Origin of the sequence: Streptomyces sp. NPDC002057, assembly GCF_040296665.1 — a bacterium.
Lineage (GTDB): Bacteria > Actinomycetota > Actinomycetes > Streptomycetales > Streptomycetaceae > Streptomyces.
The window spans coordinates 141,735-160,137 of record NZ_JBEOXR010000012.1 but is presented as its reverse complement, the minus strand read 5'-3'; the positions used below and the strand labels follow the sequence as shown (position 1 = coordinate 160,137).

Here is an 18,403-nt window from a genome sequence, read left to right as displayed (position 1 = left end):
ACCTGACCCTGCCGCCGATGCCGGGCGCCACCGACACCACTGAGAAGCCCGACGTCGGCAACACCGCCGACGCCGTCGTCGCGCTCGCCGCGGCCAGCGCCGCGAAGGAGGCGAAGCCGGCCCTGGAGTGGCTGGAGAAGAACTCCGCCGCCTGGGCGAAGGAGGGCGGACCGGCCGCGTACGCGCAGCTGATCCTGGCCGCCCGCGCGACCGACACCGACCCGCGCGAGTTCGGCTCGGCCGACCTGGTCGAGCAGCTCAACGCGACCGGCCCCGCCCCCAAGACCCCCGACACCTCGGCCTCCTCCACGAGCGACGACGAGGGCTCGGGCTTCGACGTCTGGTGGATCATCGGCATCGGCACGGTCGTCGGCGTCGGCATCGGCTTCCTCGTGAGCGGCCGCAAGAAGTGACCACGGCAGCCGCGGGGCGGGGCGGCCGCCGCCACGGCGCCCGCCCCGCCGGTACCCGCCTCGGCGGCGCCCGCGTCGCGGGTGCCGCCGCCGGGGCTCTGCTCACCCTGACCGCGGTCGCGGCCGCCCCGGCGCAGGCCGCCGGCTACCGCTACTGGTCGTACTGGGAGAGCGACGGCGGGAAGCCCTGGGCGTACGCCACCCAGGGACCGGCGACCGCCCGCCCCGCCGACGGCGACGCCATCGGCTTCCGCTTCGCGATCAGCAGCGGTACGGACGACACCTCCCGCCCCTCCCCCGCCCCCGACTTCTCGGTGATCTGCGGGGACGTGGCGAAGAAGGACGGCACCAAGCGGGTCGCGGTCGTCGTCGACTTCGGCGGCCCGGCGGACGCGCCGCCCGGCGAGACCCCGCCGAAGCCGCCGGTCGAGGTCGGCTGCGCGCAGGTCCGCGAGGACGCGACGAGCGCGGAGGCGCTCGCCACCGTGGTGAAGCCGCTGCGGTACGACGGGGCGGCGATGCTGTGCGGGATCGCCGGGTACCCGGCGCGGGGCTGCGGCGAGCAGGTCGACACGACCGGGAAGACCCCGGCGTCGGCCGCGCCCACCGCCGCGGCCCCCTCGGGTGACGGGGAGAAGGGCGGGGGCGGCCCGTCCCTCGGCGTGCTCGTCGGAGGGGCCGCCGTCCTGGCCCTGGGCGGGGCCGCGGTCTGGAAGGCCCGCCACCGCGGATGAGCCCGGCACGACCCGAAGGCCCAGCGCCGCGGACCGGCCCCGGAGGCCGGCCGCGGCGGACGAGCACCGCGCGCCCCGACGGCCCGGCGTCGCGGACCACCCCCGCGCGCCCCGGAGGCCCGGCGTCGCGGACCAGCACCGCGCGCCCCGACGGCCCGGCGTCGGCGATGAGGCCCCTACGCACCGCACGCGCCGAGGGTCCGCCGCCGGTGAGCCCCGCGTGACCCGGCCGATCCGCACCGTTCTCTCCTCTCTCCGGGCCCCCGAGGCGAGCCGGGCGAACGCCCTGCACGCCGGAGCCTGGTGGCTGTGGGCGCTCGGCCTGGCCGTCGCCGCCTCCCGCACCACCAACCCGCTCCTGCTCGGTCTGCTCGTCGGGGTCGCCGGTTACGTGGTGGCGGCCCGCCGCACGGACGCGCCCTGGGCCCGCTCGTACGGCGCGTTCGTGAAGCTCGGCCTGTTCGTGGTCTTCCTGCGGGTCGTCTTCTCCCTGCTGCTCGGCTCCCCCATCCCGGGGACGCACCTGCTGTTCACGCTGCCCGAGGTGCCGATGCCCGACTGGGCGCAGGGCGTACGGGTCGGGGGGCGGGTGACGGCCGAGCAGCTGGTCTTCGCGGTGTACGACGGCCTGAAGCTGGCGACCCTGCTGATCTGCGTCGGCGCGGCGAACGCGCTGGCCAACCCGGCGCGGCTGCTCAAATCGCTGCCCGGGGCGCTGTACGAGGCCGGGGTCGCCGTCGTCGTGGCCATGACCTTCGCGCCGAACATGGTCGCGGACGTGGTCCGGCTGCGGACCGCCCGGCGGCTCCGCGGCCGCCCCACCGGCGGGGTCCGCGCGGTGCTCCAGATCGGCCTGCCGGTCCTCGAAGGGGCCCTGGAACGGTCGATCGCGGTCGCGGCCTCGATGGACGCGCGCGGATACGGGCGGACGGCGCGGGTCCCCGCATCCGTACGGCGCACCACGAACCTGCTGACCCTGGGCGGACTGCTCGGGATCTGCGCCGGTTCGTACGGGCTGCTCGCGGCGGAGGGCGCGGGGTACGGGCTGCCGCTGCTCGGCGCCGGGCTCCTCGCGGCCATGGCCGGGCTGCGGCTGGGCGGGCGCCGGACGGTACGGACCCGGTACCGGCCCGACCACTGGGGGGTGCGGGCCTGGCTGGTGGCGGGCTCGGGGGTGGCGGTCGCGGCCCTGATGATCTGGGCGAACGCGTACGACCCCGAGGCGCTGCACCCCGGGGTCGTCCCCCTGGAGGCCCCGGAGCTGCCGCTCTGGCCGGCCCTGTCGATCCTGGTGGGCCTCGTGCCCGCGTTCGTGGCCCCCGTTCCCAAGGAGAACGCGTGATCCGCTTCGAGAACGTCTCCGTACGGTACGAGGAGGACGCCACGCCCACCCTGAAGGGCCTGGACCTCACCGTCCCCGAGGGCGAGCTCGTGCTGCTCGTCGGCCCCTCGGGGGTCGGCAAGTCGACCCTCCTGGGCGCGGTCTCCGGACTCGTCCCCCACTTCACCGGCGGCACCCTGACGGGCCGCGTCACGGTCGACGGCCGCGACACCCGCACGCATCCGCCGCGCGAGCTCGCCGACCTGGTGGGCACGGTCGGGCAGGACCCGTCCGCGCACTTCGTGACGGACACGGTCGAGGACGAGCTGGCGTACGGCATGGAGTCCCTCGGTCTCGCGCCGGGCGTCATGCGGCGCCGCGTCGAGGAGACCCTCGACCTGCTGGGCCTCGCCGAGCTGCGCGACCGCCCGATCGCCACGCTCTCCGGCGGCCAGCGCCAGCGCGTCGCGATCGGCTCGGTCCTGACCCCGCACCCGAAGGTCCTGGTCCTGGACGAGCCGACCTCGGCGCTCGACCCGTCGGCGGCCGAGGACGTGCTGGCGGTCCTCCAGCGCCTGGTCCACGACCTCGGCACGACGGTGCTGCTCGCGGAGCACCGCCTCGAACGGGTGGTGCAGTACGCGGACCGGGTCCTGCTGCTGCCGGAGGGCGTCATGGGCTCCCCCGCCGAGATCATGGCCGTCTCGCCGGTCCACCCGCCGGTGGTGGCCCTCGGCCGTCTCGCGGGGTGGGACCCGCTGCCCCTGACGGTGCGGGACGCGCGCCGGCGGGCGGGTGGGCTGAAGACGCGCCTGGAGGGGCTGGACCCCGCGGGGCTCCTCCCCGCACCCGGCCCTTCCCGTACCCCGGGCTCCGCCCCCGGCCGTGCTCCCGGGACGCCGGACGGGGCGGGAACGGCGGACGGGCCGCGTCCGCCGGCCGCGGGCTTCCACCCCTTCAAGCGGCGCCGCACCACGGCACCGGTCTCCGCGGGTCCCCGCGCCGGGGCCCCCCTCGTCCTCGCCGAGGGCCTCGGCGTCCGCCGTGGCCGGGTCGAGGCCCTTCGCCGTATCGACCTCCAGGTCCGCACCGGCGAGACCCTCGCCCTCATGGGCCGCAACGGCGCGGGCAAGTCCACCCTCCTCTCCACCCTGGTCGGCATGATCGCCCCGACCTCCGGCACCGTCCGCGTCGCGGACCGGACGCCGCACACCACCGATCCGCGCGAGCTGATCCGCCAGGTCGGCCTGGTCCCGCAGGAGCCGCGCGACCTGCTGTACGCGGACACCGTCGCCGCCGAGTGCGCGGCGGCCGACACCGACGCGGGCGCGGAGCCCGGGACCTGCCGGGCGCTGGTGTCCGAGCTGCTGCCGGGGGTCGCCGACGACATCCATCCCCGGGACCTGTCCGAGGGGCAGCGGCTGGCGCTCGCGCTGGCCCTCGTCCTGACCGGCCGGCCGCCGCTCCTGCTGCTCGACGAGCCGACCCGCGGCCTGGACTACGCGGCGAAGGCCCGGCTCGTCGTCCATCTCCGTGCCCTCGCCGCCGAGGGCCACTCGATCGTGCTCGCGACGCACGACGTGGAGCTGGTGGCCGAGCTGGCGCACCGGGTGGTGATCATCGCGGACGGCGAGGTGGTGGCGGACGGGCCGACGGCCGAGGTGGTCGTCTCCTCCCCCGCGTTCTCGCCGCAGGTGGCGAAGATCCTCGCCCCGCGGCCCTGGCTCACGGTCGAGCAGGTGGAGGCGGCCCTGGAGGAGGCACGGTGAGCGCCCGCCCGATCCGGCTCGGTCCGCGGTCCGTCGCCGCGCTGGTCCTCGTCTCCCTCATCGGCCTCACCGCCTTCTGCTGGCCCCTCTTCGCGGACGCGGACTCCGCCGTCACCTCACACGCCGGGGACGCGCCCTGGCTGTTCGCCGCGCTGCTGCCGCTGCTCGTCGCGGTGGTCGTGGCGACGATCGCCGACGGCGGGACGGACGCGAAGGCCATCGCGATGCTGGGGGTGCTCGCCGCGGTCGGGGCGGCCCTGCGGCCGCTGGGGGCGGGCACGGCCGGTCTGGAGCCGATGTTCTTCCTGATGGTGCTGAGCGGCCGGGTCCTCGGGCCGGGGTTCGGTTTCGTCCTCGGCTCGGTGACGATGTTCGCGTCGGCCCTGCTCACGGGTGGTGTGGGGCCGTGGATGCCGTTCCAGATGCTGGCCATGGGCTGGTTCACCATGGGCGCCGGGCTGCTGCCGGGCGCGAGCCGGATCCGGGGCCGGGGTGAGCTGCTGATGCTCTCGGCGTACGGATGCGTGGCGGCGTTCGCGTACGGAACGATCATGAATCTGCAGGGCTGGGTGCTGCTGCAGGGCCTGAGCAGCGGGATCTCGTTCCAGCCGGGGGCCCCGCTGAACGAGAACCTGGTCCGTTTCCTCGCCTACGTCACGGCCACCTCCCTCGGCTGGGACCTGGGCCGGGCCGTCCTCACCGTCGTCCTCACCCTGACCGTCGGCGGCACCCTCCTGAAGGCGCTGCGAAGGGCCACGCGACGGGCCAACTTCGAGGCCCAGGTCACATTCGAGGCCCCCGGGAAGCCCTCCGCGGGTGAGCCGCCCCACAGGACCTACGTCACGTACGAGCCGGAATAGTAGTCGGGCGGTACCCACCCAAACCACCCACAGTTGGTCATGACCTGCGGAAACACCACGGACCCACCCCCCGGGACGTTCGCCGCGGGTCCGAACCTTCCTCGTACAAGGGGTCGTTGCGTCGGCGTTCCGGCCCTGGTTGTCTGGTGGACGTCGCCAGGCAGCCGGTGCTCACCGCAGCGCCTCGGACGGCCGGTTCCCCCCAGTTCCCGGGTTCCCCGGGCTCTGGTTCCGGCTTGCCGAAACCGCCTGACGCAGCCCTTGTTCCCGAAGTTAGGTAGAGACCTTGATCCGCTCGATCACCACTCGTGTCGCCGCCCGCAAGAAGACCTTCGCCGCCTCCGCAGCCGTGCTGCTCGGCGCGTCGGGTGCGGTGCTCGGCACGACGGGCACGGCCTCGGCCGCCAGCCCGCAGGATGTCGCCCGGCAGATCGTTCCCGCTTCGCAGTACGCCTCCTTCAGCAAGATCGTGTCCCACGAGTCCGGCTGGAACCACAAGGCCACCAACGCCTCCAGCGGCGCCTACGGCCTGGTCCAGGCCCTGCCGGCCACGAAGATGTCCTCGGCCGGTTCCGACTGGAAGACGAACCCCGCCACCCAGATCAAGTGGGGCCTCAACTACATGAACGAGCGCTACGGCTCCCCGAACGCCGCCTGGGCGTTCTGGCAGGCCAACGGCTGGTACTAAGAGTCACCGCCGCACCCTGCGCACCCGCAAGGCCCCGCCTCCCTTCCAGGGAGGGCGGGGCCTGCGGCGTTTCCCGGGCCGGCCCCTTCCCGCACCCGTGCGCGTACCCGTCCCCGTCGCGCGGTCCCGGACCCGCCGGGTCCTACAGCCGCTGGATGATCGTCCCGGTCGCCACCGCCCCGCCGGCACACATCGTGATCAGGGCGAACTCCTTGTCCGAGCGTTCCAGCTCGTGCAGGGCCGTGGCGATCAGCCGCGCCCCCGTCGCCCCCACGGGGTGGCCGAGGGCGATGGCCCCGCCGTTGACGTTGACCTTCTCCAGATCCTGGTCGAAGACCTGGGCCCAGCTGAGCACCACCGAGGCGAAGGCCTCGTTGATCTCGACGAGGTCGATGTCCCTCAGCGACATCCCGGCCTTGCCGAGGACGGCCCGCGTGGCGTCGATCGGCCCGTCGAGGTGGAAGTGCGGGTCGGCGCCGACCAGGGCCTGGGCGACGATCCGGGCGCGGGGACGGAGTTTGAGGGCGCGGGCCATGCGCTTGGAGGCCCACATGAGCGCGGCGGCGCCGTCGGAGATCTGGGAGGAGTTCCCGGCGGTGTGGACGGCGGTCGGCATGACGGGCTTGAGCCGGGCGAGGCCCTCCATGGTGGTGTCGCGCAGGCCCTCGTCCCGGTCGACGAGCCGCCACATGCCCTGCCCTGAGGCCTGCTCCTCCTCGGTGGTGGGGACCTGGACGGCGAAGGTCTCGCGCTTGAAGCGCTCCTCGGCCCAGGCGTTCGCCGCCCGTTCCTGGGAGAGCAGGCCCAGGGAGTCGACGCGCTCGCGGGTCAGGCCGCGGTGGCGGGCGATGCGCTCGGCGGCCTCGAACTGGTTGGGGAGGTCGACGTTCCACTCGTCGGGGAAGGGCTTTCCGGGGCCGTGCTTGGATCCGGAGCCGAGCGGGACGCGCGACATGGCCTCGACGCCGCAGCTGATCCCGATGTCGATGACCCCGGCGGCCACCATGTTGGCGACCATGTGGCTCGCCTGCTGCGAGGAGCCGCACTGACAGTCGACGGTGGTGGCGGCCGTCTCGTAGGGGAGCCCCATGGCGAGCCAGGCGGTCCGCGCCGGATTCATGGACTGTTCGCCGGCGTGGGTGACCGTACCGCCGACGATCTGTTCGACGCAGTCGGCGTGGATGCCGGTGCGGCCGAGGAGTTCTCGGTAGGTCTCGCCCAGGAGGTAGGCGGGATGGAGGTTGGCGAGCGCGCCTCCGCGCTTGCCGATGGGGGTGCGAACGGCTTCGACGATGACGGGTTCCGCGGCCATGAGCTCGTCCTCTCCTCGACGGACGGGGTGTCCCGGCACCCCGGTCGGTCGGCGTCACGGGGGAACTAGTACGCGTTCTAGTTCTGAGTGCAGTCTTATGACTGCTACCGCGGGTACGCAAGGGTCCGGGAGGCAACACTTCCCGTTCCGCCCCTTGCTACTTGTAGAACTCGTTACTAACTTTCCCGGCAACTCCTGACGGCCCATCAGATGTGGAGTGTGTTGCCGATGCCCTGCCCCCATCTTCCCGAAGGGTTCGACGCCACCGACCCCGATCTGCTCCGCGACCGCGTCCCCTTCCCGGAGTTCGCCCGGCTGCGGCAGACCGCACCCGTCTGGTGGTGCCCGCAGCCGCCCGGCGTCACGGGCTTCCCGGACGGCGGGTACTGGGCCGTCACGCGCCACGCGGACGTCAAGTACGTCTCCACCCACCCGGAGTTGTTCTCCTCGAACGAGAACACGGCCGTCATCCGCTTCAACGAGCACATCACCCGGGACCAGATCGAGGTCCAGAAGCTGATCATGCTCAACATGGACCCGCCCGAGCACACCCGGGTCCGCCAGATCGTCCAGCGCGGCTTCACCCCCCGCGCCATCCGCACCCTGGAGACCGCCCTGCGCGAGCGCGCCCAGGCCATCGTCGACGAGGCGAAGCGCGGCGCGGACGCCGACGGCACCTTCGACTTCGTCACCCGGGTCGCCGTCGAACTGCCCCTCCAGGCCATCGCCGAACTCATCGGCGTCCCCCAGGAGGACCGCTCCCGGATCTTCGACTGGTCGAACAAGATGGTCGCGTACGACGACCCCGAGTACGCCATCACCGAGGAGATCGGCGCCGAGGCCGCCATGGAACTCATCGGGTACGCGATGAACATGGCCGCCGCCCGCAAGGAGTGTCCGGCCGCCGACATCGTCAGCCAGCTCGTCGCCGCCGAGGGCCAGGGCAACCTCTCCTCCGACGAGTTCGGCTTCTTCGTGCTGCTGCTCGCCGTCGCGGGCAACGAGACCACCCGCAACGCCATCAGCCACGGCATGCACGCCTTCCTCACCCACCCCGACGAGTGGGAACGCTTCAAGCGGGAACGGCCCGCGACCACCGCCGAGGAGATCGTCCGCTGGGCGACCCCCGTCGTCTCCTTCCAGCGGACGGCGACCCAGGACACCGAACTCGGCGGGCAGAAGATCGCCAAGGGGGACCGCGTCGGCCTCTTCTACTCCTCCGCCAACAACGACCCCGAGGTCTTCACCGACCCCGAACGCTTCGACATCACCCGCGACCCCAACCCGCACCTCGGCTTCGGCGGCGGAGGACCCCATTTCTGCCTGGGCAAGTCCCTCGCGATCAAGGAGATCGAGCTGATCTTCAACGCCCTCGCGGACACCCTTCCCGACCTCACCCTCGCCGGCGAACCGCGCCGACTGCGCGCCGCCTGGCTCAACGGCGTGAAGGAACTCCGGGTGCGGGCGGGGGCGTAGGGGGCCTCGCGGGGCGGGGGCCTCGGCGTCGTGGGGCGGGGGCGTCGTGGGGCGGGACTCCGGCGTCGCGGCGCTCCTGGTCATCCGGGCCGTACGGGCCGTACGGGCGGCACGACACCGCCCGGAGACCGGAGCCGGTGTACGTTCGGCCGCATGACGAACCCTCAGTGGACCGAAGTCGACCAGTACTTCGCCGAGACGATCGCCCCGGCCGACGAGGCGCTCACCGCCGCGCTCGCCGACTCCACGGCGGCCGGGCTGCCCGAGATCGCCGTCGCCCCCAACCAGGGCAAGCTGCTCCACCTGCTCGCCCGGATGCAGGGCGCGCACAGCATCCTGGAGATCGGCACCCTCGGCGGCTACAGCACGATCTGGCTGGCGCGCGCGCTGCCCACCGACGGCCGGCTGATCACCCTGGAGTACAGCCCGGAACACGCGGACGTGGCCCGCGCCAACATCGCCCGCGCCGGCCTCGACAAGAACGTCGAGGTCCGCACGGGCGCGGCCCTGGAGAGCCTGCCGCAGCTGGAGGCGGAGGGCGCGGGCCCCTTCGACCTGGTCTTCATCGACGCCGACAAGGTCAACAACCCGCGCTACGTGGAGTGGGCCCTCAGGCTCTCCCGTCCCGGCACGGTGATCATCGTCGACAACGTGGTGCGCGGCGGGAAGATCACCACCCCGCACCCGGACGACCCGGCGATCACCGGCACCCGCGAGCTGTTCGACCTCGTCGCCGCCGAACCCCGCCTGGACGCGACGGCGCTCCAGACGGTCGGCACGAAGGGGTACGACGGACTGCTGCTGGCCCGTGTCGTCGGCTAGGGCGCTCCTTCCGGGCCGGATCCATTGACTATCGATCGTAATCGATCGATTATCGATGCATGCATCGACTCTTCATCGCCGTGCTCCGTGGTGGCATCGCCTCGGCGATCCTCGTCGGCCTCTTCGGTCAGCTCGTCGTCATCCCCACCACGGCGGCCGACGAGGTCGACCGCTTCCCGCCGTACGCTCCGTTCGCCGTGCCCTACTCGGTGGCGGCCATGGCGGGAGTCGTCTGCGTCCAGGTCGTCCTGGCCGCGACGTGGAGGCTGCTCACCATGGTCGAGCGTGACGCGATCTTCTCGTCGGCGGCCTTCCGGTGGGTCGACGTCATCATCGGCTCCCTCGTCGCGGCGACGCTGCTGGCCCTCGCCGTCACCTGCCACCTGACGCTGGCCGACATCCCCTCCCCCGAGGACGGGATGGAGCTCCTCGGCGCCCTGGCCGCCGCCGCCGCGACCACCGGCGTCGGGGCCTGCCTGGTCATGCTCATCGCCGTCATGCGCGGCCTGCTGGGCAAGGCGGCCACCATGCGGAGCGAACTGGCCGAGGTGGTCTGATGGCGATCATCGTCGACCTCGACGTACAACTCGCCAGACGCAAGCTCTCGGTCGGCGAGTTCGCCGCGGCCGTCGGCATCAGCCCCGCGAACATCGCGGTCCTCAAGAACGGCCGGGCGAAGGCGATCCGGTTCACCACCCTCGACGCGATCTGCCGCACGCTCGACTGCCAGCCCGGGGACGTGCTGCGCTGGGTGCCCGACGACGGGCCCTAGCGCACCGCCTCGGGCGTGGGCGCGCTCTGCCGCCAGCCGGTGAAGAGCGGCACCTCGCCCGAGGCGTCGAGGACGACCACGCCGAAGGGCCGGTCGAAGGCGACCCGCTCCACCACCTCGTGCCGGGGCGGGGCCGCGCCACGGGTCATCGTGACCACGGTGACGGCCGCCGCCTCGACCCCCTCCTCGGCCACCTCGACCAGCGCCTCCTGCACCACCTGGGCGATCCGCTGGGCGGCGGCGGAGAGCCCCGAGAAGTCGGCGTCGTGGCTCAGCGCCCGACGGACGCCGAGCGCCGGCAGATGCTCGTGGACCTCGGTCCTCGTGCGGAGGGTGAAACGCGGCAGGAGAAGGTCGGCCGATTCCGCCACGAGCCCCTCGCGCGCTCCGGGCCCCGCCCAGGCGGCGGGCAGCACCTCGGCGGGCCCGGCGCCCTCCGGGCCGAGCACGAACCGCACCCGGGCGGGCACGTCCCCCTCGCAGGGCAGCTCGACGACGGTGACCCCGTCCACGTACCAGACCCAGGAAGCCGGGATCCGCCGCCGCATGGTCGGTACGGCCCGGGCGTCCCCGTACCCGTCGGTGAACGGCTCGTCGCGGGTGAGGTGCCCGGGGAAGGCGGTCAGCCAGGAGGCCTTCAGGGCGAGGGCGTTGAGCAGGACCAGGTCCTCGGAGCCGTCGAGTTCGAGCGGCAGCCCGGCGATCCGCCCGCCGGTCGCCTCCCGCACCCACGCGTCGAGCTCCGCCTGGGCGTCGGGAAGCCCGCCCGGCGACATGTCGTCCGTCGCCCCGAGGAACGCGTCGGGCAGCGCGAACAGGGCGGCGCCCGGCAGCACCCCGAACCGCACGTCGGGCAGCCCTCGCCGGAAGGCGTCGAGGATCGGCACCTTGCTCCACACCCCGGTCGCCACGGCGAGCCCGTCCGTCCCCGCGAGCCGCCGCCCGACCCCGGTCACGGCCCCGGCGGCCGCCTCGCCCTCGACCCCGAGCAGCGCCCCCAGCTCCGCACCGGTCGCCCCCTGAGCCCCGGAGGCGACGGCACCGAGCGCCAGCCACAGCCCGACGGGCGAGCAGACGAAGTCGTCGTCCCCCAGACAGGGCAACCAGCGCACGGCGAGGGCCTGTACCGCGTCCGCCTCGAAGACGGTGGGACCGGGGGTCATATCCTGCCCTCCATGAGCATCGTGAAGATCAACGTCCTGACCGTTCCGGCCGAGCAGCGCGAGGTGCTGGAGCAGCGCTTCGCCTCCCGGGCCGGGGCCGTCGAGGGGTCCGACGGCTTCGAGTGGTTCGAGCTGCTGCGCCCCGTGGAGGGCACCGACCAGTACCTGGTGTACACCCGCTGGCGCAGCGAGGAGGACTTCCAGGCGTGGATGAACGGTTCCATGAAGGCCGCGCACCAGGGCGGCGGCGAGGGCGGCCAGGGCGCCGAGCGTCCGAAGCCCGCCGCCTCCGGTTCCACCCTGTGGTCCTTCGAGGTCGTCCAGCAGGCGTCCCCGAAGAGCTGAGCCGGCGCCCTCGGCTCCCGGGCCGCTCATCGGCGGTCGGGCGCCCTCGACGGTCGGCCGTCCCTCGACGGACGGGCGCCCCTCGACGGACGGGCGCCCCCGACGGTCGGGCGCCCGGAAACCCGGCTGCGTCCCAGGTCGTGCGCGGCGCAGAATGGCGCGCATGACCTGGACCTTCTCCCCCGAACGCGTCGACACCCCGGACGCCTCCGCCCTGCGCCGCGACTACTACGACGACGTCGCGAGCCGGTACTGGAAGCGGCCCGCGACCACGGCGGAGATCGACGAGGGCCTGACCGGCGACGGGGTCGAGCTGCTGACACCGCCGACCGGACTGTTCCTGGTCGCGCGCCACGAGGGCGAGGCGGCCGGCTGCGGCGGGGTGCTCCTGCTCGACGAGGGGCGCGCCGAGCTGACCCGCGTCTTCCTGCGCCACGCCTTCCGCGGCCTGGGCGGCGCCGGGCCCCTGCTCGGCGGGCTGGAGGACGCGGCGCGGGGCCTCGGGGCGCGCGAGATGGTCCTCAACACGCGCCTTGACCTGGTCGAGGCGCGCGCCCTGTACACGCGGCACGGGTACGCGGAGATCCCGGCGTACTGCACGGGGCCGTACATGGACATCTGGTACGGCAAGCGGCTCTGACCCGCCCCGGGACCGGGGTCCGCCGTCAGCCGCTCCACACGACGACGTCGAAGACACCCCGTGTCTCGGAGCCCTGACCGGCGGCCTCCTTGACGGTCAGCCGGGCGAGCCGGCCGTCGTTCGTGCGGGCGCAGACGACGAGACCGGTCTTCATCTTCATGTCCGTCGTGGTGCCCAGGGTGTCCACGGCGCCCGCGCAGTCCTCGTACGAGGGTGCCGTGGAGTCCTTCCACACCAGCGCCTTGGCGCCGCTCTCGGGGCGCAGCATGCGGGTGGTGCCGAAGGGGTAGACGGAGAAGTCGTTCTCCTCGTTGATCTCGGACTCGGCGGGCGGCGCGGAGTCCAGGTCCTTGTCCTCCGCGTACGCGATCGCCAGGGCACCCTGCCATTCGACCGTGTCGGCGGGCTTCGCCGGGGGAACCTGGGCGGTCGGTGCCTGCGAGGAGGGCTTCGAGGACGCGACGGTCTCCGGGCTCCGCGAGGAGTCCGGGGAGGCCTCGTCGCCGCCCTGCGCCTCCTCGCCGGGCGGGGTGGTCGAGGCCGTCGGGCCCTGTGCGGCGGGCGGTGTGGGCGCCGGGTTGTTGTTGCCGCTCACCATGTACGTACCGACGACGCCGATCACCGCCGCGACCAGGGTGGCGCCGGCGCCTATCCAGGCGCCGCGGTGCGCACTCTGGCGTGCCGGCGCGGGCGGCGCCTGGGGGCCGTACCCGCCGTAGCCGTCGTACCCGCCGTTCGGCGCGTGTCCCGGAGGAGCCGGCCAGCCCTGACGTGGCTCTTCGTTGTTCATCCTGCCCATCCCCCTGTGATGCGATCTTGGAGGGGACAGCGTACTGAGGGCTCCTGAGCGGCTGTCATACCGGTCGTACGGCGGGTGGTTGGGGCGGCCTGCCCCCGTCAGGCGTGGTGGTCGCGCGGCGGCTCCGGGCGGTCCGGCCGCTCCCCGTCCGAGCCGCTCAGCTCGGCCGTCAGCTCCTCGACCAGCTGCACCAGGTCGGTGGGCCGGTCGGGTCCCCACCAGTCCCCGAGGAGTTCGGCGAGCGACTCCTCGCGGGCCGCCGCCAGCCGCGTCGCCACCCGTACCCCCTCCTCGGTGAGGATCAGCTGCACGCCCTCCCGGGAGGCCAGCCGCCGCTCCTCCACCTGCCGGGAGGCCTCCGTGATCACCCGCAGCGGTACGGGGACGGTCTCGGCGAGCCGGGCGGGTTCGACGATCCCGTGGCGGCGGATGCGCAGCAGCAGCCAGCTGGCGGCGGGCAGCAGATCGAGCCCGGCGCGGGCGGTGATCTTCTCGTAGATCTCCTTGCGTCCCGCGCGGGAGCCGAGGACGGACAGGGCGCGGGCGCACTCGTCGTACGAGGACCGTTCGACCGGGTTGGAGGCGAGCGTCTGGCTGGTGTCGGGCGCGGTGACCGAGGCCCGCAGCTTGTCCTCCTTGAGGAACCAGGCGACGACGAAGGCGACGAGGACGACGGGGGCCGCGTACAGGAAGACGTCGGTGATCGAGGTGGCGTACGCGTGGAGGACCGAGGGGCGCAGGTCGGCCGGGAGTTCGGCGACGGTGCGCGGGTCGGCGGCGACCTGCTCGGGGCCGACGCCGGGCGGGACCGCCAGCCCGGAGGCGGTGGCGGAGGCGAACACGTCGTCGAGCTTGTGGGTGAGGCGGGTGGTGAAGATGGTGCCGAAGACGGCGACGCCGAAGGAGGCTCCGATGGAGCGGAAGAACGTGGCTCCGGAGGTGGCGACGCCGAGGTCCTCGTACGAGACGGCGTTCTGCACGACGAGGACGAGGACCTGCATGACGAGGCCGAGGCCGGCGCCGAAGACGAAGAAGTAGAAGCTCATCTCCCATGTGGAGCTCGTCTCCGTCAGCTCGTTGAGGAGGAGCAGCCCGAGGGCGGTGAGGGCGGTGCCGAGGATCGGGAAGACCTTCCAGCGGCCGGTGCGGGAGACGATCTGGCCGGAGACCGTCGAGGTGATCAGCAGGCCGAGGACCATGGGCAGCATGTGGACGCCGGACATCGTCGGCGTGACGCCCTGCACGACCTGGAGGAAGGTCGGCAGGTAGGTCATCGCGCCGAACATCGCGAAGCCGACGACGAAGCTGATGATCGAGACCAGGGTGAAGGTCCGGATCCTGAACAGCTTGAGCGGCAGCACGGGCTCGACCGCCCGCCGCTCGACCCGGACGAACCAGACGAGGAGGACGGATCCGAGGACGGCGAGGCCGATGATCTGCGCCGATCCCCACGCCCAGGTGGTGCCGCCGAGGGAGGCCACGAGCACCAGGCAGGTGGCGACGGAGGCGATGAGGAAGGTGCCGAGGTAGTCGATGGTGTGCTTCGTGGAGCGCACCGGGATGTGGAGCACGGCGGCGATCACGAAGAGGGCGACGACGCCGATCGGCAGGTTGATGTAGAAGACCCAGCGCCACGAGAGGTGCTCGGTGAACAGGCCGCCGAGCAGCGGGCCGAGGACGCTGGTGGCGCCGAACACGGCGCCGAAGAGGCCCTGGTACTTGCCGCGCTCCCGGGGCGACACCAGGTCGCCGACGATCGCCATCGACAGGACCATGAGACCGCCGCCGCCGAGGCCCTGGATCGCCCGGAAGGCGATGAGCTGCGGCATGTTCTGGGCGATGCCGCAGAGGGCGGAGCCGATGAGGAAGATGACGATGGCCGCCTGGAAGAGCTTCTTGCGGCCGTACTGGTCGCCGAGCTTGCCCCACAGCGGGGTGGCCGCCGTGGACGCGAGCATGTAGGCGGTCACCACCCAGGACAGGTGCTCCATGCCGCCGAGCTCGCTGACGATCGTCGGCAGGGCGGTGGAGACGATGGTCTGGTCGAGGGCGGCGAGCAGCATGCCGAGCAGCAGCGCGCCGATCGCGACGAGGACGGTGCGGTGGCTCTGCCCCTCCCCGGGCGCGGGCGCGCCGCCGAGCTGGGAGGGGCTTGTTTCCTGGGCCATGGGCGTCTCCTCGGGGCGTCTCGTCGGGCGTCCCGCCGGACGGCCCATGGGACGGCGTCTCCATCCTGGTCCGAATGTCCGGTTATGGCCTGCGGAAGGGCACGGCTGTTCGCCCACCGGGAGGGGGTGGGCTGCATAATCGCCAGCAGTTGTCTCGGGGAGGGGACCCATCATGACCGGACATGTCTGTCCTGAATGCGGTGTACAAAGACCTGGCTGCGCCTGCGCCCGGGCGGAGATGGCGGCGGCCGAGGACTTCGATCCGCTCCGGATCAGGCCGTACGTGACGCTGGACTCCCCGGAGGGCTCGGGGGAGGCCGCCGGGGAGGGCCCGCCGGGGCCCTCGGGGGAGCGTTCGGGGCAGCGCTCGACGGGCCACTCGGGTAAGGCCTCGGCAGAGGGCTCCACCCCGGGCTCTACGGGGCACCCGAACGGGCACGGGGCGGGAGCCGCCGGTGACGCGGGGGGCGCCGCCGGGGACGTCTCCGGCCGGTACGGGGTGGCCGGGGGCGCGGCCGGGTACGGGGTGACCGGGGGCGCGGCGGGGTACGGGGTGGCCGGGGGCGCCGCAGGGTACGCGGTGGCCGGGGGCGCGGCCGGGTCGTACGACGCGACCCGGGGTGCCGCGGGGCCGTACGCCATGGGCGACCCCTCCGAGACCATGCCTCTGCTGCTGCGCGGCATCGGCGACGTACCGCCGCCGCCCGGGCACGAGCGGGATCGGCCGGGCGGACGGGGGCGCAGGCGCGGCGTCATGGTCGCGGCCGTGGCCGCCGTCGCCGTGGCCGGCACCGCCGCCTTCGCGGCGACCGTGCTCGGCGGTGGGGACGGGGGCGACGACCGGGCCGCCGTACCCGAGGTGACCACCAGCGCGTCCCTGAACCTCGGCGTCTCGGAGGCCCCGTCCCCCTCCTCCGGGAGCCCGGAGCCGACCTCCTCCTCGCCCACCCCGCGCCGGACGTCCGGGTCGCCGACGCCCACCCCCTCCGCGAGCGGCACGACCGCGTCGCCGAGCGCCTCGGCGAGCACGAGCGGCGAGGCGGCGCCCCCGGCCTCCGCCTCGCCCTCGTTCGCCGCCTCCTCGTCGGCGCCGGTCACCGCGCCGTCGACGTCGGAACCGACCACCTCGGCCCCCTCGGAGGCGCCCGAGGAGGGCGCGGAGGGCACGACGCTGGCCCTCGGCTCCACCGGGCACGAGGTCCGGGAGCTCCAGCGACGGCTGACCGCCGTCTGGGTCTACGACGGCCGGATCGACGGCAAGTACGACGAGGAGGTCCAGGAGGCGGTGGCCCGCTACCAGTCGTGGCGGTACATCCCGGGCGACCCGGAGGGCGTGTACGGCCCCGAGACGCGGCGGATCCTGGAGCAGAGCACCCCGGACATCTGAGCGGCGGGCCGGTGACACGGCCCTCCGCCGTCCGCCCTCCGCCCTCCCCTCCCGCCGGGTGTCCGTCCTTCCCGGGGGTCCCTGGCCACCGGTCACTGGTCACCCGGTCCCACCATGCGGACCGGGCGGCGGACCGGTTGGCCAAGACCGCCCTCGGTTTTGTATCGTGGAAAAACAAAGTGGCCCCGCCCGCAATCCCTGACCGGTGGGCGGGACCGCTTCGTTCTCCGCACCACCCCTTCTGGAGACCCGATGGCCGCCACCACCCCGGCAACGCTCACCGCCCGCGCCCTCCTGCTCGACATGGACGGCACCCTCGTCAACTCGGACGCCGTCGTCGAGCGCTGCTGGCGACGCTGGGCGGAGCGGCAGGGCCTCGACGGGGACGCCGTGCTCAAGGTGGTCCACGGCCGCCAGGGGTACGCGACGATGGCCGTCCTCCTCCCGGAGCGCCCGATGGAGCAGAACTACGCCGACAACCGGGTCATGCTCGCCGAGGAGACCGCCGACCTCGACGGCGTCGTGCCCGTCCCCGGCGCCCCCGCCTTCATGGCCGCGATCGCGGAGCTGCCGCACGCCCTGGTGACCTCGGCGGACGAGGCGCTCGCGCAGGCGCGGATGGGCGCGGCGGCGCTGCGCATGCCGGAGGACCGGGTCACCGCCGAGCGCGTGGGGGCCAGCAAGCCGGACCCCGAGGGCTTCCTCAAGGGCGCGGCCGAGCTGGGCTTCGAACCCGCCGACTGCATCGTCTTCGAGGACTCCGAGGCCGGCATCCAGGCCGGCCGCGCGGCCGGCATGCGGGTCGTGGGCGTGGGCCCGCGCGCGGCCGCCTTCGCGCCGGACGTGCACATAGCCGACCTCACCCGGCTGCGGGTCGACTCGGCGGCCGACGGTTCGATCGTCCTGACCGTCCTCCCGTAACCCCTCCTCACCCCCCTCCCTCCCCCGGCCGGGGCCGGGCGATCCTGCCCCGGGCCACCAGTTCCAGGGTGGCCGCCGCGGCCACCGCCTGGACCGCGAGCAGGGCGATGAGCACGAAGAGCTGGACGGCGCCCGCGTGCAGCGGTGACGCGCCGCCGAGCAGCATGCCCACGAACGCCCCCGGCAGCGTCACGAGCCCCACCGTGCGGGTCTGGTCCATGCCGGGGAGCAGCGCGTCCGACGCCGCCGGCCGCGCCACTTCGAGCCGGGCGTCCCGCTCGACGAGCCCGATCGCGAGCCCGGCCTCCACCTCGCCCCGCCGGGTCTCCAGTTCGTCGAGCGCGCGTCGGCCCGCGAGGACGGTGGCCGTCAGCGCGCCGCCGACGAGGATGCCCGTCACGGGCACGAGCGTGATGCCCTTGACCGGCACGAGGCCGGTGGCGACGAGCGCGAGGACCACCGGCGCGACGGCGGCGGCGATCGGCACACCCGTCCACCACCAGCCGCGTCCCGGCGCCGGGACGACCCGGCGGCCCGCCGTGCGTACCGCCACGGCGTACATCAGGAGCAGGAAGCCGAGCAGCAGCGGTACGGAACGCACCACCCACGCGATCACGAGCGAGACGGCGACCAGCTGGACGGCGGCGCGCGCGCCGGCGAACAGGGTGTCGCGGGCCCGGCCGAGGTGGGCGACGGCGACGACGACCGCCGCGAGGGCGAGCAGAACGGCGAGGACCGCCCCGAAGGTGACGTTCACTTCGAGAAGCACCCGGCAACCCTAGGGTCGCGGCGGGCTGTCACGACCCAGGCCGC

At 73.7% G+C, this 18,403-nt stretch carries 18 protein-coding genes and 1 pseudogene; 14 read left to right on the top strand and 5 right to left on the bottom strand.

Annotated features, from left to right (window positions below):
• From ABT129_RS13515 to ABT129_RS13490, 6 genes and pseudogenes are all read left to right on the top strand, one after another.
• Nucleotides 1–413: pseudogene (locus tag ABT129_RS13515) on the top strand (prenyltransferase/squalene oxidase repeat-containing protein); the annotation flags it as partial.
• Nucleotides 410–1,147: an SCO2322 family protein gene (locus ABT129_RS13510; RefSeq protein ID WP_351900375.1), complete on the top strand. Its 738-nt coding sequence runs from the start codon at nt 410–412 to the stop codon at nt 1,145–1,147. The pseudogene ABT129_RS13515 and the gene ABT129_RS13510, both read left to right, overlap by 4 nt.
• 220 nt (nt 1,148–1,367) lie before the next feature.
• Nucleotides 1,368–2,489 carry an energy-coupling factor transporter transmembrane component T gene (locus tag ABT129_RS13505; RefSeq protein WP_351900374.1) on the top strand — a complete coding sequence of 374 codons (1,122 nt, stop codon included), beginning with the start codon at nt 1,368–1,370 and terminating at the stop codon, nt 2,487–2,489.
• Nucleotides 2,486–4,237 (top strand): ABC transporter ATP-binding protein, encoded by a 1,752-nt coding sequence (locus ABT129_RS13500; RefSeq protein ID WP_351900372.1) that lies wholly within the window; start codon nt 2,486–2,488, stop codon nt 4,235–4,237. Before ABT129_RS13505 ends, ABT129_RS13500 begins: the two co-directional genes overlap by 4 nt.
• Nucleotides 4,234–5,097 (top strand): ECF transporter S component, encoded by an 864-nt coding sequence (locus tag ABT129_RS13495; protein WP_351900371.1) that lies wholly within the window; start codon nt 4,234–4,236, stop codon nt 5,095–5,097. Before ABT129_RS13500 ends, ABT129_RS13495 begins: the two co-directional genes overlap by 4 nt.
• Nucleotides 5,098–5,383: 286 nt before the next feature.
• Nucleotides 5,384–5,785, top strand: a complete 402-nt coding sequence (locus tag ABT129_RS13490; RefSeq protein ID WP_351900369.1) for an aggregation-promoting factor C-terminal-like domain-containing protein — start codon at nt 5,384–5,386, stop codon at nt 5,783–5,785.
• Nucleotides 5,786–5,927: 142 nt separating this feature from the next.
• On the opposite strand, the gene ABT129_RS13485 is transcribed toward ABT129_RS13490, so the two are convergent.
• Nucleotides 5,928–7,097 carry a steroid 3-ketoacyl-CoA thiolase gene (locus ABT129_RS13485; RefSeq protein WP_351900368.1) on the bottom strand — a complete coding sequence of 390 codons (1,170 nt, stop codon included), beginning with the start codon at nt 7,095–7,097 and terminating at the stop codon, nt 5,928–5,930.
• 228 nt (nt 7,098–7,325) lie between these two features.
• Between ABT129_RS13485 and ABT129_RS13480 the strand changes: the two genes are divergently transcribed.
• The 4 genes from ABT129_RS13480 (at nt 7,326) to ABT129_RS13465 (ending at nt 10,167) form a co-directional block, all read left to right on the top strand.
• Entirely contained in the window at nt 7,326–8,573 is a 1,248-nt protein-coding gene (locus tag ABT129_RS13480; RefSeq protein WP_351900367.1) for a cytochrome P450, read from the top strand.
• Nucleotides 8,574–8,726: 153 nt separating this feature from the next.
• Nucleotides 8,727–9,395: an O-methyltransferase gene (locus ABT129_RS13475; RefSeq protein ID WP_351900365.1), complete on the top strand. Its 669-nt coding sequence runs from the start codon at nt 8,727–8,729 to the stop codon at nt 9,393–9,395.
• A 59-nt stretch (nt 9,396–9,454) separates the two neighbouring features.
• Nucleotides 9,455–9,952 (top strand): DUF2975 domain-containing protein, encoded by a 498-nt coding sequence (locus ABT129_RS13470; RefSeq protein ID WP_351900364.1) that lies wholly within the window; start codon nt 9,455–9,457, stop codon nt 9,950–9,952.
• The gene (locus ABT129_RS13465; RefSeq protein WP_351900363.1) at nt 9,952–10,167 is read left to right on the top strand and encodes a helix-turn-helix domain-containing protein; all 216 of its coding nucleotides are present in this window, start codon (nt 9,952–9,954) and stop codon (nt 10,165–10,167) included. Before ABT129_RS13470 ends, ABT129_RS13465 begins: the two co-directional genes overlap by 1 nt.
• Here the strand turns inward: ABT129_RS13465 and ABT129_RS13460 are convergent.
• A complete protein-coding gene (locus ABT129_RS13460; RefSeq protein WP_351900361.1) occupies nt 10,164–11,330 on the bottom strand; it encodes a serpin family protein in 1,167 nt (388 codons plus the stop codon). The two genes, ABT129_RS13465 and ABT129_RS13460, sit on opposite strands and share 4 nt — an antisense overlap.
• A 12-nt stretch (nt 11,331–11,342) precedes the next feature.
• Here ABT129_RS13460 and ABT129_RS13455 point away from each other — a divergent pair, with 12 nt between their 5' ends.
• Together ABT129_RS13455 and ABT129_RS13450 are read left to right on the top strand one after the other, a co-directional pair.
• Complete coding sequence (locus ABT129_RS13455) at nt 11,343–11,675, top strand: antibiotic biosynthesis monooxygenase family protein (RefSeq protein WP_351900360.1); 333 nt, start codon at nt 11,343–11,345, stop codon at nt 11,673–11,675.
• 154 nt (nt 11,676–11,829) lie between these two features.
• Nucleotides 11,830–12,315 (top strand): GNAT family N-acetyltransferase, encoded by a 486-nt coding sequence (locus ABT129_RS13450; protein WP_351900358.1) that lies wholly within the window; start codon nt 11,830–11,832, stop codon nt 12,313–12,315.
• Nucleotides 12,316–12,340: 25 nt separating this feature from the next.
• Here the strand turns inward: ABT129_RS13450 and ABT129_RS13445 are convergent, their stop codons facing one another.
• Together ABT129_RS13445 and ABT129_RS13440 are read right to left on the bottom strand one after the other, a co-directional pair.
• Nucleotides 12,341–13,105, bottom strand: coding sequence for a hypothetical protein (locus ABT129_RS13445; protein WP_351900357.1), 765 nt, complete (start codon nt 13,103–13,105; stop codon nt 12,341–12,343).
• Between the two features lie 107 nt (nt 13,106–13,212).
• Nucleotides 13,213–15,282: an MDR family MFS transporter gene (locus ABT129_RS13440; protein ID WP_351900356.1), complete on the bottom strand. Its 2,070-nt coding sequence runs from the start codon at nt 15,280–15,282 to the stop codon at nt 13,213–13,215.
• 238 nt (nt 15,283–15,520) lie between these two features.
• Between ABT129_RS13440 and ABT129_RS13435 the strand changes: the two genes are divergently transcribed.
• Both ABT129_RS13435 and ABT129_RS13430 read left to right on the top strand, forming a co-directional pair.
• On the top strand, nt 15,521–16,669 hold the full coding sequence (locus ABT129_RS13435; RefSeq protein ID WP_351900354.1) for a peptidoglycan-binding domain-containing protein: 1,149 nt from the start codon (nt 15,521–15,523) through the stop codon (nt 16,667–16,669).
• A gap of 252 nt (nt 16,670–16,921) precedes the next feature.
• Nucleotides 16,922–17,590: an HAD-IA family hydrolase gene (locus ABT129_RS13430; protein WP_351900353.1), complete on the top strand. Its 669-nt coding sequence runs from the start codon at nt 16,922–16,924 to the stop codon at nt 17,588–17,590.
• A 7-nt stretch (nt 17,591–17,597) separates the two neighbouring features.
• On the opposite strand, the gene ABT129_RS13425 is transcribed toward ABT129_RS13430, so the two are convergent.
• Complete coding sequence (locus ABT129_RS13425; RefSeq protein WP_351900352.1) at nt 17,598–18,359, bottom strand: ABC transporter permease; 762 nt, start codon at nt 18,357–18,359, stop codon at nt 17,598–17,600.
• Nucleotides 18,360–18,403: the final 44 nt, after the last annotated feature.

Excerpts from the sequence above, each read along its gene's own strand:
- ABT129_RS13475 (WP_351900365.1), top strand. The coding sequence starts at position 8,727 with ATGACGAACCCTCAGTGGACCGAAGTCGACCAGTACTTCGCCGAGACG.
- ABT129_RS13440 (WP_351900356.1), bottom strand. The coding sequence starts at position 15,282 with ATGGCCCAGGAAACAAGCCCCTCCCAGCTCGGCGGCGCGCCCGCGCCC.
- ABT129_RS13485 (WP_351900368.1), bottom strand. The coding sequence starts at position 7,097 with ATGGCCGCGGAACCCGTCATCGTCGAAGCCGTTCGCACCCCCATCGGC.
- ABT129_RS13430 (WP_351900353.1), top strand. The coding sequence starts at position 16,922 with ATGGCCGCCACCACCCCGGCAACGCTCACCGCCCGCGCCCTCCTGCTC.
- ABT129_RS13480 (WP_351900367.1), top strand. The coding sequence starts at position 7,326 with ATGCCCTGCCCCCATCTTCCCGAAGGGTTCGACGCCACCGACCCCGAT.
- ABT129_RS13465 (WP_351900363.1), top strand. The coding sequence starts at position 9,952 with ATGGCGATCATCGTCGACCTCGACGTACAACTCGCCAGACGCAAGCTC.
- ABT129_RS13445 (WP_351900357.1), bottom strand. The coding sequence starts at position 13,105 with ATGAACAACGAAGAGCCACGTCAGGGCTGGCCGGCTCCTCCGGGACAC.
- ABT129_RS13470 (WP_351900364.1), top strand. The coding sequence starts at position 9,455 with ATGCATCGACTCTTCATCGCCGTGCTCCGTGGTGGCATCGCCTCGGCG.
- ABT129_RS13460 (WP_351900361.1), bottom strand. The coding sequence starts at position 11,330 with ATGACCCCCGGTCCCACCGTCTTCGAGGCGGACGCGGTACAGGCCCTC.
- ABT129_RS13455 (WP_351900360.1), top strand. The coding sequence starts at position 11,343 with ATGAGCATCGTGAAGATCAACGTCCTGACCGTTCCGGCCGAGCAGCGC.
- ABT129_RS13435 (WP_351900354.1), top strand. The coding sequence starts at position 15,521 with ATGGCGGCGGCCGAGGACTTCGATCCGCTCCGGATCAGGCCGTACGTG.
- ABT129_RS13450 (WP_351900358.1), top strand. The coding sequence starts at position 11,830 with ATGGCGCGCATGACCTGGACCTTCTCCCCCGAACGCGTCGACACCCCG.